Origin of the sequence: Pseudorhizobium banfieldiae, assembly GCF_000967425.1 — a bacterium.
Taxonomy (GTDB): Bacteria; Pseudomonadota; Alphaproteobacteria; order Rhizobiales; family Rhizobiaceae; genus Neorhizobium; species Neorhizobium banfieldiae.
In genome coordinates this window covers 3,113,653-3,128,364 of record NZ_FO082820.1, presented here as the reverse complement: position 1 = coordinate 3,128,364, position 14,712 = coordinate 3,113,653, and the positions used below count along the sequence as shown (strand labels likewise).

Annotated in this window: 14 protein-coding genes; 12 read left to right on the top strand and 2 right to left on the bottom strand. The window is 60.8% G+C overall.

The genetic code is table 11. The features are described 5' to 3' along the window. Positions 1-38 precede the first annotated feature (38 nt). The 10 genes from NT26_RS15350 (at position 39) to NT26_RS22200 (ending at position 11,513) form a co-directional block, all read left to right on the top strand. Positions 39-626, top strand: coding sequence for an ANTAR domain-containing response regulator (locus tag NT26_RS15350; RefSeq protein WP_052640003.1), 588 nt, complete (start codon positions 39-41; stop codon positions 624-626). A gap of 36 nt (positions 627-662) precedes the next feature. After that, positions 663-1,949 (top strand): CmpA/NrtA family ABC transporter substrate-binding protein, encoded by a 1,287-nt coding sequence (locus tag NT26_RS15345; protein ID WP_052640001.1) that lies wholly within the window; start codon positions 663-665, stop codon positions 1,947-1,949. Positions 1,950-2,313: 364 nt separating this feature from the next. Then, positions 2,314-4,770 carry a nitrite reductase large subunit NirB gene (nirB, locus tag NT26_RS15340; RefSeq protein WP_052639999.1) on the top strand — a complete coding sequence of 819 codons (2,457 nt, stop codon included), beginning with the start codon at positions 2,314-2,316 and terminating at the stop codon, positions 4,768-4,770. Then, positions 4,767-5,120, top strand: a complete 354-nt coding sequence (gene nirD / locus NT26_RS15335; RefSeq protein WP_052639997.1) for a nitrite reductase small subunit NirD — start codon at positions 4,767-4,769, stop codon at positions 5,118-5,120. Before nirB ends, nirD begins: the two co-directional genes overlap by 4 nt. Positions 5,121-5,150: 30 nt before the next feature. Then, complete coding sequence (locus NT26_RS15330; RefSeq protein ID WP_052639994.1) at positions 5,151-5,996, top strand: formate/nitrite transporter family protein; 846 nt, start codon at positions 5,151-5,153, stop codon at positions 5,994-5,996. 60 nt (positions 5,997-6,056) lie between these two features. Then, positions 6,057-7,796, top strand: a complete 1,740-nt coding sequence (locus NT26_RS15325; RefSeq protein ID WP_052639991.1) for a bifunctional protein-serine/threonine kinase/phosphatase — start codon at positions 6,057-6,059, stop codon at positions 7,794-7,796. 33 nt (positions 7,797-7,829) lie between these two features. Further along, entirely contained in the window at positions 7,830-7,967 is a 138-nt protein-coding gene (locus NT26_RS22810) for a hypothetical protein (protein ID WP_156157145.1), read from the top strand. Positions 7,968-8,041: 74 nt separating this feature from the next. After that, on the top strand, positions 8,042-8,482 hold the full coding sequence (gene cynS / locus NT26_RS15320; RefSeq protein WP_197570709.1) for a cyanase: 441 nt from the start codon (positions 8,042-8,044) through the stop codon (positions 8,480-8,482). A gap of 43 nt (positions 8,483-8,525) precedes the next feature. Next, positions 8,526-10,025, top strand: coding sequence for a siroheme synthase CysG (gene cysG, locus NT26_RS15315; protein ID WP_052639987.1), 1,500 nt, complete (start codon positions 8,526-8,528; stop codon positions 10,023-10,025). Between the two features lie 279 nt (positions 10,026-10,304). Continuing rightward, the gene (locus tag NT26_RS22200; RefSeq protein WP_065814546.1) at positions 10,305-11,513 is read left to right on the top strand and encodes an IS1595-like element ISRhtr1 family transposase; all 1,209 of its coding nucleotides are present in this window, start codon (positions 10,305-10,307) and stop codon (positions 11,511-11,513) included. 8 nt (positions 11,514-11,521) lie between these two features. Here the strand turns inward: NT26_RS22200 and NT26_RS15305 are convergent, their stop codons facing one another. Continuing rightward, on the bottom strand, positions 11,522-11,884 hold the full coding sequence (locus NT26_RS15305; protein ID WP_052639984.1) for a type II toxin-antitoxin system RelE/ParE family toxin: 363 nt from the start codon (positions 11,882-11,884) through the stop codon (positions 11,522-11,524). Beyond that, positions 11,884-12,162 (bottom strand): CopG family ribbon-helix-helix protein, encoded by a 279-nt coding sequence (locus NT26_RS15300; protein ID WP_052639982.1) that lies wholly within the window; start codon positions 12,160-12,162, stop codon positions 11,884-11,886. Before NT26_RS15300 ends, NT26_RS15305 begins: the two co-directional genes overlap by 1 nt. A 378-nt stretch (positions 12,163-12,540) precedes the next feature. Between NT26_RS15300 and proV the strand changes: the two genes are divergently transcribed. Beyond that, entirely contained in the window at positions 12,541-13,788 is a 1,248-nt protein-coding gene (gene proV, locus NT26_RS15295) for a glycine betaine/L-proline ABC transporter ATP-binding protein ProV (RefSeq protein ID WP_052639980.1), read from the top strand. A gap of 24 nt (positions 13,789-13,812) precedes the next feature. Next, on the top strand, positions 13,813-14,694 hold the full coding sequence (locus NT26_RS15290) for an ABC transporter permease (RefSeq protein ID WP_052639978.1): 882 nt from the start codon (positions 13,813-13,815) through the stop codon (positions 14,692-14,694). Positions 14,695-14,712: the final 18 nt, after the last annotated feature.

The window sequence follows — 14,712 nt, the reverse complement described above, 5'->3', positions numbered from 1 at the left end:
TGCTTGCCAGAATTGCTGCGCTGCGGCATCGTTAGCAGATGTCGCAGGCCGAACTCACCATCCTCGTGATCGATGAAAATGCCATTCGCGCCTCCATCATTGAGGAGGGACTGCGGGAGGCCGGGCATGATCGCGTCAACGTGATCCATGAGGTGAACGGGGTTGCGCGGACGATCGAAACGCTGCAGCCCGACGTCATCATCATCGACATCGAGAATCCGAACCGGGACATGATGGAGCACCTGTTCCAACTTACCCGAACCGTCGGGCGTCCGATTGCGATGTTCGTCGATCGGTCGGATACGGCGTCCATAGAGGCGGCTGTCGATGCCGGCGTCTCCGCCTATATCGTCGACGGGCTCAAGAAGGAGCGGGTGAAGTCGATACTCGACATGGCGGTCAGTCGCTTCAACGCCTTCAGCCGCCTGCAGCGTGAGCTGGCGGAGGCACGCTCGGCCCTGGAGGAGCGGAAGGTGGTTGAGCGTGCGAAGGGGATTCTCATGAAGATGCGGGGTCTGTCGGAGGAGGAGGCATTCGCCCTCCTGCGCCAGTCCGCGATGAACGAAAAGAAGAAGATGGCGGACATCGCCCAGAGCATCGTAACGGCGGCACGACTACTCCTTTGACTGCTATCCAGACGAGGAGGCCTTGAGGAAACTGGAATGAACATGGTGACCAGACGCAACCGCACTGGACCTAGCCTGCCTGCTCCCGCAATCGTGCCTTCGGAAGGGACGCGTGTCCTCCGAGCCGGCTTTATACCGCTTGTCGATGCATCCGTGCTGATTGCCGCATCCGTCTTTGGCTTCGCGGAGCGGGAAGGCCTCAGGCTCGAGCTTGTCCGGGATGTTTCCTGGGCCAATGTTCGGGACCGTCTGGCTTTCCGTCAGTTCGACATCGCCCACATGCTGTCGCCCATGCCAGTGGCATCCATGCTTGGTCTCGGCTCAAATCCGTCGCCCACGATCACGCCTTTCTCGCTCGGACGCGGCGGCAACGCTATCACACTCTCGGCGAGGCTATTTGCCCGCATGCAAGACACTGCCGACATTGGCGATAACGCCAGCGCGCTTGACCATGCACGTGCTCTTGCCCTGGTGGTCCGAACCATGAAAGCGGCGGGAGAGCAGCCGCCGACGCTGGGCATGACCTATCCTTTCTCTTCCCACAATTACGAGTTCCGTTATTGGCTGGCGGCCGGGGGGATTGATCCCGACGTGGACGTCAGGCTGGTTGTCGTGCCACCGCCGATGACCTCCGATGCGCTTGCGGCGGGCGCGATCGATGGCTTCTGCGTCGGCGCACCGTGGAACATGGTTGCCTCCCAGCGGGGCGTCGGCCGCATCGTGGCTGCCAAGCAGGACATCTGGCCGTCCGCGCCGGAGAAGGTGCTCGGCATGCGGCCGGACTGGGCCGAAAGCAACGCCGATACCGTCATGCGCCTGCTCGTGGCGCTCAATGCCGCAGCACAGTGGTGCGATCAGTCGGAAAACCATGATGCTCTGGCAGAAGCGCTGGCGGACCCGCGCCATGTTGGCGCTTCGGTCGAGATCATTCGGCATGTGCTTTCGGGGGAATTCAATCTGGACGCGCAGGGCACCCGCCGCGTCATCCCGAACTATTTCTCGTTCCACGCCCAACATGCCAGCTATCCGCGCCCGAGCCAGGCTCTGTGGATCTATAGCCAGATGATCCGCTGGGGTCAGGCCACCTATTCCGAAAAGGGAATGGCGGCTGCCGTGGCCTCTTTCCGGCCCGACATCTTCCGTTCGGCGCTCGGCGATGCTGCAGCCCCTGACGAGGACGACCTGCGGATGGAAGGGGATCGGTCAGGAGACAGGTTCATGGACGGGTATGTCTTCGATCCTCGAAGACTTCACGACTATGTTCGACACTTTCCCATCGCGCGTCGCGACCTTGGTGGACGGGCCGACGAGCAGGAAATGTAGACCAGCGCGCCGATGTAATGACGCCTTGTTTGCGGCGTTCATGTCATAGCTGCTTATTCAACCGGCATCAGAAACCAGCAGCTTCGCCCAAAAGTTCAGCACGGGGGTTCAGTGCGCCTCACGGCTGCGGCAAGTGCTTCAAGAAATATCAAGGTTTTCAAGCACGTTAGCCCCATATTTCCGATCTGGCACAGGCTTTGCTTTGCATAGAGCAGGCCGATCAATGGAGATCGGACTTCAGGGCGCAACAGCCGCGCCCGCCAAAGACATCGACGTCGCAAGGATTTTGCAGCACGGGCCCGTCCCGCAAGCGCGATCTCCGAGCGGCGTTTTTTCGTTTTCGACCCTCCACCAAGGAGAGCCCATGACTACCACGACCGAGAAGCTCGTCATCATCGGCAACGGAATGGCCCCCGGACGGATGCTGGAGCATCTCTTCGAGCAGGCGCCCGGCCGATACGACGTGACCATCTTCAACGCAGAACCCCGTGTGAACTACGATCGCATCATGCTCTCGCCGGTACTGTCTGGAGAGAAGAGCTATGAGCAGATCGTCATTCATGGCGACGGCTGGTACATCGACAACGGCATCACCCTCTACAAGGGGCATCGGATCGTCGCGATTGATCGGGGCGCCAAAACCGTCACTTCCGATCACGGCGTTACCGAGCCCTACGACAAGCTGGTGGTAGCAACCGGTTCCGTTCCATTCATCATCCCTGTGCCCGGAAACGATCTGCCAGGCGTCATTACCTACCGCGACCTCGACGACGTCAACGCCATGCTGCTTGCGGCGCAGTCGCGCGAGAAGGCGGTGGTGATCGGTGGCGGACTGCTCGGACTGGAAGCCGCAGCGGGTCTTGCTCAGCGCGGCATGGATGTCACCGTCCTCCATGTCATGCCGACCCTGATGGAGCGACAACTCGATCAGGCCGCGGGTTATCTCCTGCAGAAGGCGGTCGAGGAGCGGGGCATCAAGGTCATCTGCAGGGCGAATACCAAGGCGATCGTCGGCGACGGCAGGGTTGAAGGCGTCGCGCTGGACGACGGCCGGGTCATCGACGCCTCGCTGGTTGTGATGGCGGTCGGCATCCGGCCGAACGTGGCGCTCGCCCGAGGCGCAGGGCTTGCCGTCAACCGAGGCATAGTCGTCGATGCGGGCATGCAGACGTCCGACGGCAACATCCTCGCAGTCGGGGAATGTGCAGAAGTGGCAGGGCAAGTCTACGGCCTCGTGGCCCCTCTCTACGAGATGGCAAGGATCGCCGCCTCCCGCCTCGCCGGCGACCGTGGCCCAGCCTTCGTCCATTCCGACACGCCGACCAAGCTGAAGGTCACCGGGATCGATCTCTATTCCCTCGGCGATTTCGCCGAGGGAGACGGCCGCGAGGAAATCGTCCTGCGAGATGCCACCGCCGGTGTCTACAAGCGGATCGTGCTGAAGGACAACCGCATCATCGGCACGGTCCTCTACGGGGACACGGCCGACGGCGCCTGGTTCAACGACCTGAAGAAGAAGGGCACCGACATCTCCGCGATGCGGGACACACTGATCTTCGGCCAGGCATACCAGAGCGGCTCGCCGCTCGATCCCCTGGCTGCGGTCGCCGCCCTTCCGGACGATGCGGAAATCTGCGGTTGCAACGGCGTGTGCAAGGGGAAAATCGCCGGGGCAATCGCCAGCAGGGGCCTGACGACGCTTGAGGAGGTTCGCGCCCACACGAAGGCATCGGCCTCCTGCGGCACCTGCACGGGCTTGGTCGAGCAGTTGATGACGCTGACGCTTGGCGATCGCTACAATCCCGCCGCCGTCACGCCGATGTGCCCCTGCACTGACCTTGGTCACGACGACGTCCGCCGGCTGATCAAGGCGAAGGGCCTGAAGACCATCCCGGCCGTCATGCAGGAACTGGAGTGGAAGACCTCCTGCGGCTGCGCCAAGTGTCGACCGGCGCTGAACTACTACCTCGTCTGCGACTGGCCGGACGAGTATGCCGACGACTACCAGTCGCGCTTCATCAACGAGCGCGTCCACGCCAACATCCAGAAGGACGGCACCTATTCCGTCGTCCCCCGCATGTGGGGCGGAATGACGTCCTCGAAGGAATTGCGGGCGATCGCCGATGTCGTCGACAAGTTCGAAATTCCGGCGGTGAAGGTGACCGGCGGTCAGCGCATCGACCTGCTCGGGATCGAGAAGGAAGACCTGCCGGCCGTATGGGCGGATCTCGGCAAGGCCGGCTTCGTCTCCGGCCAGGCCTACGCCAAGGGGCTGAGGACCGTGAAGACTTGCGTCGGGTCTGACTGGTGTCGTTTCGGCACCCAGGATTCCACTGGGCTCGGCATCCGCATCGAGAAGTTCATGTGGGGATCCTGGACACCCGCCAAGCTCAAGATGGCCGTCTCCGGCTGCCCGCGCAACTGCGCGGAGGCGACCTGCAAGGATATCGGCATCATCTGCGTCGATTCCGGCTTCGAGATCCATTTCGCGGGTGCGGCCGGACTGGACATCAAGGGAACCGAGGTACTTGGTCTGGTCAGGACCGAGGACGAGGCGCTCCAGCACATCGTTGCTTTGACCCAGATGTACCGGGAGCAGGGTCGGTATCTCGAGCGTATCTACAAGTGGGCCAAGCGCATCGGCATTGACGAGATCCGCCGGCAGATCATGGAGGATGGCGACAAGCGCCAAGCCTACTACGAACGCTTCGTGTTCAGCCAGAAGTTCGCCCAGCTCGACCCGTGGTCGGAGCGCGTCTCCGGCAAGGACAAGCACGAATTCAACCCGATGGCCGTCATCCAGAAGGAGGCAGCGGAATGAACGCGCATATCACTTTCGCAAAGACGGCGTGGGTTCTCATCGGAACGATCGACGACATTCCGCGCCAGGGATCCCGGCGCATCCAGGATGGTGCAAGACGGATCGCGGTCTTCAGGACCGCCGATGACCGCGTCTTCGCACTGGAAGACAAGTGCCCGCACAAGAACGGGCCGCTCAGCGAGGGGATCGTGCATGACGGCTGCGTCACATGCCCGCTCCACAACTGGGTGATTTCGCTTGAAACCGGGGAGGCCCAAGGCGCCGACGACGGAAGGACATCAACCTTCCCCGTACGGATCGAAGGTCGCAACGTCTACCTCAACCTCACTGCAACCAACGCGGCTTGCTAAGCCGTCTCCTGCATCGCGAAAGGAAACTCGATGTCCTATGTAGCACCCCAGGAATTCGCCACGAAAATGATCGATGCGGGCGAGTCCAAAGTCTTCATGTCCACAAAGGATACCCTCATAAGGGCCTATATGGCCGGTGCCATATTGGCGCTCGCAGCAGCATTCGCAGTCACCGTCACCGTCAATACCGGCAACCCTCTCATTGGTGCGCTGTTGTTTCCTGTCGGCTTCTGCATGCTCTACCTGATGGGGTTTGACCTGCTGACCGGCGTCTTCACACTTGCTCCGCTGGCGCTGATTGCCAAGCGGCCCGGTGTCACGGTGGGCGGCATCCTTCGCAACTGGGGTCTGGTCTTCATCGGCAATTTTGCCGGTGCGATGACGACCGCGGTTTTCATGGCGATTATCTTCACCATGGGCTTTTCGGAGGCCCCGAACGCGGTCGGACAGAAGATCGGGGTGATCGGTGAATCGCGGACGCTCGGTTACGCCGCCGCCGGCGCCTCGGGGATGCTGACGCTCTTCATCCGCGCGGTCATGTGCAACTGGATGGTCTCGACCGGCGTCATCGCCGCGATGATGTCGACCTCGGTGTCCGGCAAGGTCATTGCGATGTGGATGCCGATCCTCATCTTCTTCTACCTCGGCTTCGAGCACTCGATCGTCAACATGTTCCTCTTCCCCTCGGGCATCATGCTGGGCGGCCAGTTCACCTGGGCGGACTACTTCATCTGGAACGAAATCCCCACGGTCATCGGCAATCTCGTCGGGGGACTGACCTTCGTAGGCGGGATGATCTACGCCACCCACTACCGCACATCGCCCAGCCGCAAGGTGACCGAAAAGCCTGCGGCGCGCCTCGTCGCAGCAGAATAACAGAGAGAGAACGAGGATCGGTCCTGCCGGGGGCGGGACCGATCCTATCTGGATCCCTTGATGCTCAACATTCGCGACACCGCTGCGCTGCGCGTCAGCATCGGGCAATACTCGTCGGCCGGGCGCAAGCCGATGAACCAGGATTTTCATGGTGCCATCGTGCCGTCCGGCGTGGCGCTGACCATGAAGGGCGTAGCACTTGCGATCGCCGACGGTATCTCTACCAGCCCCGTGGGGCATGTCGCGGCCGAGACGGCGGTGAAAAGCTTTCTGACCGACTATTACTGCACATCCGATGCGTGGACCGTGAAGACGTCGGCGAGCCGCGTCATCGACGCCACCAACTCCTGGCTGCATGCGCAAAGCCGACATGTGGAAGATCGCGACCGTGCCCATGTCGCAACCTTTTCCGCGCTGGTGCTCAAGGGCGAGCGCGCCCACATCTTTCATGTCGGCGATAGTCGCATCACGCGGGTTTCGGGCAGCGAGGTCGAGCCGCTGACGCGCGAACATCGCCTTGTCCTATCCGGGTCGGACACCCAAATCGCCAAAGCCCTCGGCCTGCTTCCGTCCCTTGAGATTGATTATCGGCACATCCCCTTGCAGGTAGGCGACGTCTTCGTCCTCACCACCGACGGTGTTCACGATCACCTGAGGCCGCGGCAGATTGCAGGGGAGATCGCGGCGAACCCGGATCTGGATCGGGCGGCTGGCGAAATTGCCGCACGGGCGCTCGAAAACGGCAGCGACGACAACCTCACCATCCAGATCGTCCGCATCGATCAACTGCCGGAGCCGGGCTTCGAGCCTCTCCTCGACAGGATGGAGATACTGCCGCCCGCCCCGCTACCGTCAGCCCCCAGCGACTTCGAGGGCTACCGCATCCACCGGCAGATCCATGCCAGCAGCCGCAGCCATGTTTTTCGTGCCAGCGATCCGCAAACCGGGGATGCGGTGGTGCTGAAGTTCCCGTCGGCGGACCTGCAGCAGGATGAGGCGTATCTGCGCCGGTTCGCGATGGAGGAATGGGTGGCGCGCCGGGTTTCCAGCGTCCACGTCGTGAAGTGCAGGGATACGATCCTTCCGCGCCGGTCTCTGTATCTCGTCATGGAGCATCTTGCTGGTGAAACGCTCTCGCAATGGATGAAGGATCATCCTCAAGCCGACCTGGCTTCGATGCGCGCGATCATCTCGCAGATCGCTGAAGGGCTCCGGGCCCTGCATCGCAAGGAGGTCATCCATCAGGACCTCAGGCCGGACAATGTGCTGATCGACAGCAATGGGACCGCCAAGATCATCGACCTCGGATCAGCCCGGGTCGAGGGGCTGGTCGAGGCGAAACATACGCCGGATGCGGAAGATATCCTCGGCACGTTCCAGTACACCGCGCCCGAATACTTCCTGGGAGAACGTGGAAACGAGCAGTCGGATCTGTTCTCGCTTGGGGTGATTGCCTACCAGATCTTGACAGGACGTCTCCCCTATGGAGCCGCTGTTGCAAGAACCGGCAATGCACGACAGCAAGCCCGGCTGCGATATGCTTCCATCCGTGAGTACCGGCCAGATGTACCGCAATGGGTCGATGACGCTGTTCGCAAAGCCGTCCATCCTGACCCAGGGCGGCGCTATGAAGCCATTTCCGAATTCCTGTATGACCTTTCCCATCCGAAGCAGCACATCCTAAGAACGGCAAGAATGCCGCTGACGCAGCGCAATCCGCTGCTGTTCTGGCAGGTGCTGTCGCTGATACTGGCGCTGCTGCTGGTGCTTCTGCTGCTGTGGCAGCAGCCGTATGCCTAATTTTTGGACTGGCATAAAGAAAGATCATATCTTGTGCAGCCAGATCAAGTCTGGCACTATGACATCAACGGCGTAGGCCGTTTCACGCCGCGCGGCTGCAATGGCGCAGCCGGCGGCAGCCACAAATCAGGCACCAGCATCGACGCTGTGGACATCATCGCTGTCACTTGAGGGCAGGGTGGGGACGCAGCGTTTTTTTGTGCCTGGCGAAGCGTTGGCCACGAACACAGGAGCATGACAGCATGTTGACCAAGCAGGACGTCACGGATCTAATCTATGAGCGCAAGCGCGCGAGCGGGCTCACCTGGGCCAGGATCGCCGAAGACATCGGTATGAGCGAGGTCTTTGTGACGTCCGCCTGCCTCGGCATGAACACGCTGCCGCGGGAAAAGGCCGAGGCGCTGGTGCTTAACCTCGGTCTGCCGCAGGAGGCGGCTGTCGTCCTTTCGGAATATCCGACGAAGGTCTTTCCTCAGGCAGTTCCGACCGATCCCTGCATCTACCGCTTCTACGAGATTATCGGCGTCTACGGTCAGACCCTGAAGGAGCTGATCCAGGAGAAGGGCGGCGACGGGATCATGAGTGCGATCGACTTCGACATGAGCGTGGAGAAGGTCCCCTATCCGAAGGGTGATCGCATCGAGATCAGGATGAGCGGCAAGTTCCTTTCTTACAACGCCTGGTGAGCTTCGATCCGAGAGCAGTTCGCCCCGTTCAATGGAGACTCGCATGTCTGAACTGGAACACACCGATATCAAAGGTCGGGCCGAGGTGCCCGGCCGGATCGAGCCGCTTGCCAAGCTTCCGGTGTTCTGGAGCCTATCCGGCAAGAGGGTGGTGGTGGCCGGCGGTTCGGATGCCGCTGCCTGGAAGGCGGAGCTTCTGTGCGCCTGCGGTGCGGAAGTCGCCGTATTCGCGCCAGTCAGCGAACTTTCGCCGACGTTCGAGGCGCTGATCCGACGAAGCCCGCCGGATGGTGGCGGATGTTGCATCCTTCACGACCGACCTTGGGCGGCCGATGTCTTCGAAGGTGCTGCGATGGCCATTGCCGATTGCGAGGACGACACCGGGGCATTCGCGTTCTTCGAAGCGGCGAAGGCGGCGGGGGTTCCGGTCAATGTCATCGACAAGCCGGAGTTCTGCCAGTTCCAGTTCGGCTCGATCGTAAACCGCTCACCGGTTATCGTATCCATCTCCACTGACGGCGCCGCACCCATCCTGGCGCAGGCCATCCGCCGCCGCATCGAGACCCTGCTGCCCGCTGCTCTCAAGGGCTGGGCAATGCTCGCCCATAGGCTTCGTGACGTGGTGAGCGAGCGCCTGCAGCCGGGTGCGCCGCGCCGCGCCTTCTGGGAGCGCTTTGTCGACCGCGCCTTTGCGGAGCAAGATGGACCGGATGCCCAGGCGGAGCTGGAACTGCTCTCACTGACGACGGAGAATACGGCGGGACCGAAAACCGGTCGCGTGACACTGGTGGGAGCCGGTCCGGGGGATCCGGAGTATCTGACCCTCAAGGCAGTTCGTGCCCTTCAGGGCGCGGACGTGATCCTGTTCGACGATCTCGTTTCAGCCGGCGTTCTCGAACTGGCGCGTCGCGAGGCGAAGCGCATGCTGGTCGGCAAGCGCGGAGGAAGGGAGAGCTGTCGCCAGGATGACATTAACCGCATGATGATCGACTTCGCCAAAAGCGGTAAGCATGTCGTTCGGCTGAAGTCCGGTGACCCGATGATCTTTGGCCGGGCAGGCGAGGAGATCGCGATCCTGGAGCGTGAGGGGATCACGGTGGATGTGGGGCCCGGCATCACGGCGGCCAGCGCCATGGCCGCGCGTCTCGGCATCTCACTGACCCATCGCGACCATGCTCAGTCAGTTCGCTTCGTGACTGGTCACGCCCGAGACGGCCGGCTGCCCGCAAATCTTAATTGGCGGAGCCTCGCCGAGCCCGGAACAACCAGTGTCTTCTATATGGGAGGCAGAACGGCCACCCAGATCCGAGATCGCCTTCTGGAGGAGGGGATGCCGGACGCGACCGCGGTGGTGATCGTCAGTTCAGTGGCGCGTCCGCAGGAGCGCCGGTGGATCGGAAGGCTCATCGACCTCGGGGCGGGTATTTTCGAAATTGGCTACGACGAGCCGGTTCTCATTGGTGTCGGCGACGTGTTCTCGGGCGCATTGTCTGCAGAATATCGCGGAGCGGGGAAAGGCGAGCAATATCTGAAAGTCGGCTGACTTCCGTGCAGCATGAGTAGGCGGCCGTCCGCAACCTCATTGGGCAAAATATTCCCAAGGCACCCGCTGAACGAGGATGTTTGAGAATGGAATATCGCGGACTGCGGGTTGTTCGCTGTGTTTTTTCATGGACATCGCAATTTTGTTTCTTTAGACAGGTTAGTGTCTCCTGATGGGATGACGTTTTACGGCTTATCCCGCTAGCTCCGGTTTAACCATATCTTGAGGTCCCGGCGCGGGAGTCTCGCCAAGGCACACTCACTGGTTTAATTGGGGCGAATGGCCCATCAGTCTGTCTTCAGATGGCGCTACGACCGCCCGCTTTCGCTGGAGCAGTTTCAACTGCGTTTTCCTGATGACTACGCCTGCGCGGCCTATCTGGCGAAGAAGCGATGGCCCGACGGCTTCGTCTGCCCGCACTGTGGTTCGACGAAGGGTTGGAAGCTGCGGTCGAAGCCGTGGGTCTGGGAGTGCGGTGGAGAGCAGGCCGACGAGGACGGCGAACTGACCCCGTGCCGCAAACAGACGTCCGTCATCGCTGGCACGATCATGCACAAGACGCACCTGCCGCTGCGGCAGTGGTTCCTGGCAGCGCACCTGGTGACGACGCACTCGAACGGCATCTCAGCCCTTCAGCTCCAGGCCAAGCTGGGCATCGGCTCCTACAAGACCGCATGGCTTCTCCTGCACAAGCTACGTCGCGCCATGGTCAATCCCGACCGAGAGAAGTTGGGCGGCTACGAAGAGACCGTCGAGATCGACGAGACGAGCATTCCCTTCCGGACAAAGGACGAGCCCGTCGGCGGCGGACAGGGCCGCAGCCCCATCGGCAAGCTCAACATCATCGGGGCGGTGGAATGGCGCGACGAAGGCAGGTCTGGCCGCATCCGCCTTGAACCTATCCGCACCAACGGCAGGGAATCCCTGCATCCATTCGTGTTGCGCAACACGAATCCCCACACGACGATCTTCACCGACGGCAACCAGGCCTATCAGGGTATTCCCGACCGCAATCACGCCTCGAAAGTCGTGGGGAAACTGCCCGCGCATCTTTGGTTCAAACGCATACACCGCGTCTTCTCGCTGATGAAGCGGTGGATGATGGGTGTATATCACGGCGTCCGCCGACGTCACCTCAACATCTACCTCCAGGAGTTCGTCTTCCGCTGGAACCGTCGACGGCAATACCGCGCCGCATTCGACAGCCTCGTCGCCATCGGCAACGAGGTCGGCCATGCCAGCCTCCGCGACATCGTCGGCAGGCCGCCGGTCCTCAAGACGCTCATGGATCAAGTGCGTGATGGGATCGAGCTGGATCGCCGCCAGGCGTACCTGGAGGCTATCGCCAAGGGTGTACCCAGTGTCTTTGCGGAGAGACTGCTCGACCCCGACTACGTTGCGCCAGAACCACGCGTCTATCGGCGAAATGTACCGCCGCGACCGATCTTAGCCAAATCACGCTCGGCTTTTGTATACGCTACTCACTGACAACGCATTCAAAGCCCAGGATTAGCGCCACCGCTATACGTATCTTCGTTGTCTTCATCATCATCGTTGTCATAGTCAGCAGCAAGCTCGGCAGGCGTATATGCGTCCTTCTGCCGTGCGTCTCTTATTGCCGCGATTTCAACCATGCCGTCGCGTGCGCGAATCGTGAGGACCAAAGGCGGCATGCTCACCTTGCGCGTACCTTCAAGAACACCTTTCTCGGTCATTTGCGGGAAGGACGAAAGAAGGTCCTTCTGCCTCTCCAGACGCTCAATCAGGCTTCTGGCGGCTGCGGGGTTCACCTCCGAAAGTTCTACAACCTTGTTGAGAAACCAGCGTTCCGCGCTCTTCGATAAACGGACAGGAGGCATCAACCGGCCCGCTGACTACGTCGATACTCGGCTGCATCAACGATAGTTCGAGCCTTATCAAGCACATCTTCGAGATCAACACTTTCGCCGCGATCCAGCTCAGCGATGCCTTGGGCATCCCGAAGAACTTCGGCTCCTTCACCTGCCAAATATTGGCTGAGGGCTTTCTGCATCACCCAAGTCCGATCCCGATCAAGAAGGCCTGCGATTTCATCGAACTTGGCAACCACAGGAGATGGTAGCCGCAGGGAGACCTGCGTTTTTTCGTTGTTCAACATGATGGAGGCTCCGTATTTCACTGCATTACAGCGTAACCCAATAACCATCAAAGTCAATTGCTATCGGCCTTAACGACCCCGACAGAATCGCATAATCCTATTTTGATCAGTAATTTACGAGAATTTTATCGATCATCAATATATGGTAGGACCGGAGCTAAAGGGATAAGCCGTGACGTTTTGTCCGCTGGCGCTCAGCACATCGCATCTCGATTGGGATCTGACGTTCTTCCGTCAGATCCCAATCGAGATGCGGTTAGAAATAGTATGAAACGATCCTGCGTAACTTGAGAGAGTCTGCGCTTGGTCGTTCGTTTGCTGAGCGTATATTTTATACTGATGGAGGTTTGCCTCGTCGTGGTGCGAGGCCGGTGCAAGATGAATGATTTTACTTCTTCCGTGGTGTCCGCTGGCGATGTCGCCGGCGCTGATGCCCCGCGAAAGATCACGTTGAGGAACGTGTTCAAGGTTTTCGGCGAGCGGCCGGAAAAAGCCATGGAGATGGTCGGAGCCGGCAAGTCTAAGCCGGAAATCCACGCAGCGACCGGCTGCGCCATTGGTGTCAACGATGCCAGCTTCGACATTCGCAAAGGCGAGATCTTCGTCATCATGGGCCTTTCCGGTTCCGGAAAATCGACGCTATTGCGACTTCTCAATCGTCTGATCGAGCCGACTGCGGGGTCGATCGAGATCGACGGGCGAGACATCACCAAGATGTCGCGTCGCGAGCTCATCGATATCCGCCGCCGCGATATCAGCATGGTGTTCCAGTCTTTTGCGCTTTTGCCCAACCGGACCGTGCTGAACAATGCTGCGTTCGGGCTGGAGGTTGCCGGCATCGGCGAGCGGGAGCGGAAAGAAAAGGCCATGGTCGCCCTGAAGGCCGTCGGCCTTGAGGGTTATGCCGACAGTCGGCCGAACCAGCTTTCCGGCGGCATGAAGCAGCGCGTGGGGCTCGCCCGGGCGCTTGCCAGCGAACCCACAATCCTGCTGATGGATGAGGCCTTTTCGGCGCTCGATCCGCTGATCCGCACGGAGATGCAGGACGAACTCGTTCGCCTCCAGGCGGAGCATAGCCGGACCATCGTCTTCGTGAGCCACGATCTCGACGAGGCGATGCGGATCGGTGACCGGATCTGCATCATGCAGAACGGCAGCGTGATCCAGGTCGGTACGCCGGATGAGATCGTCACCCAACCCGCCAACGACTACGTCCGGTCCTTCTTCCGCAACGTGGATGTCACGCAGGTCTTCAAGGCCGGGGACATCGCCCGCAAGACGCAGGTGACGATCATCGATCGCCAAGGCGTATCAGCGGCTGCTGCGCTTGAGCGGATGCAGAACTTCGATCGGGAGTACGCGATCGTGGTCGGTCGCGACAAGAAGTACCAAGGCATCGTCAGCCAAACCTCGCTGGTGGAAAAGGTCAGGTCAAAGGCTGCCGATCCCTACCGAAGCGCATTTCTGACCGACATCGAGCCGATCGCGGCAACCGAGCCCCTGTCGGATCTTCTCGGCAGGGTGGCCGGCAGTCCCTGGCCGCTCCCGGTGATCGATGACGAGGGCCGCTATATCGGCTCCATCAGCAAATCAATGCTTCTCGAGACGCTTGATCGCGCCAGCTGAGCAGATCACGGATAGGATGCAATCATGAACTTCGACATTGGTGACGGCGTCGATGCGATCGTCAACTATATCCTCGACAACTTCTCTCCTGCCCTCGACGCGATTGCTGCAGCGATCGGACTGGTTACGGGGGGCATACAGGACACGCTGACGGCCCTTCCGATGATCGTTGGCCTTGCCATCTTCGTTGCACTCTCGCTGTGGCGGGTCGGCCTGGGTTTCGCCATCTTCACTGCCGTCGCACTCTGGCTCGTGGACCAGATGGGTCTTTGGCCGGCGATGATGGAGACATTGTCGCTCGTCATCGCCTCCACGATCATCGCCATGCTCTTTGGCCTGCCGCTCGGGATTGCCATGGCCGCCAAGGACTCGGTGGCATCCGCCGTGCGCCCGGTGCTGGACCTGATGCAGACGATGCCCGCCTTCGTCTACCTGATCCCCGCCGCCATGTTCTTCGGGCTTGGTGCCGTGCCTGGCACGATCGCCACGGTCATTTTCTCGATGCCGCCGGTCGTGCGCTTGACGAATCTCGGGATACGTCAGGTCGACGTGGAATTCGTTGAAGCAGGCCACGCCTTCGGTTGCACGGCGTCGCAGCTGCTCTTCAAGGTACAGCTGCCGAATGCGCTACCCTCCATCATGGCTGGCATCAACCAGACCATCATGCTGGCGCTCTCGATGGTGGTGATCGCCTCGATGATCGGCGCCGGCGGGATTGGCAATACCGTGCTGACCGGGATCCAGCGTCTGGACGTCGGCACGGGTTTCGAAGGCGGCCTGGCCGTCGTCATCCTCGCCGTGGTGCTCGACCGCATCACGCAGAGCTTCGGGAAGGAGCGGCCGGCCTTCTGGCGCACCCTCTTCCCCGTCGTGGCGCGACAAAAGACCAAGCAGGCGAACGCCTGAACGTCGCGCAGACCACAC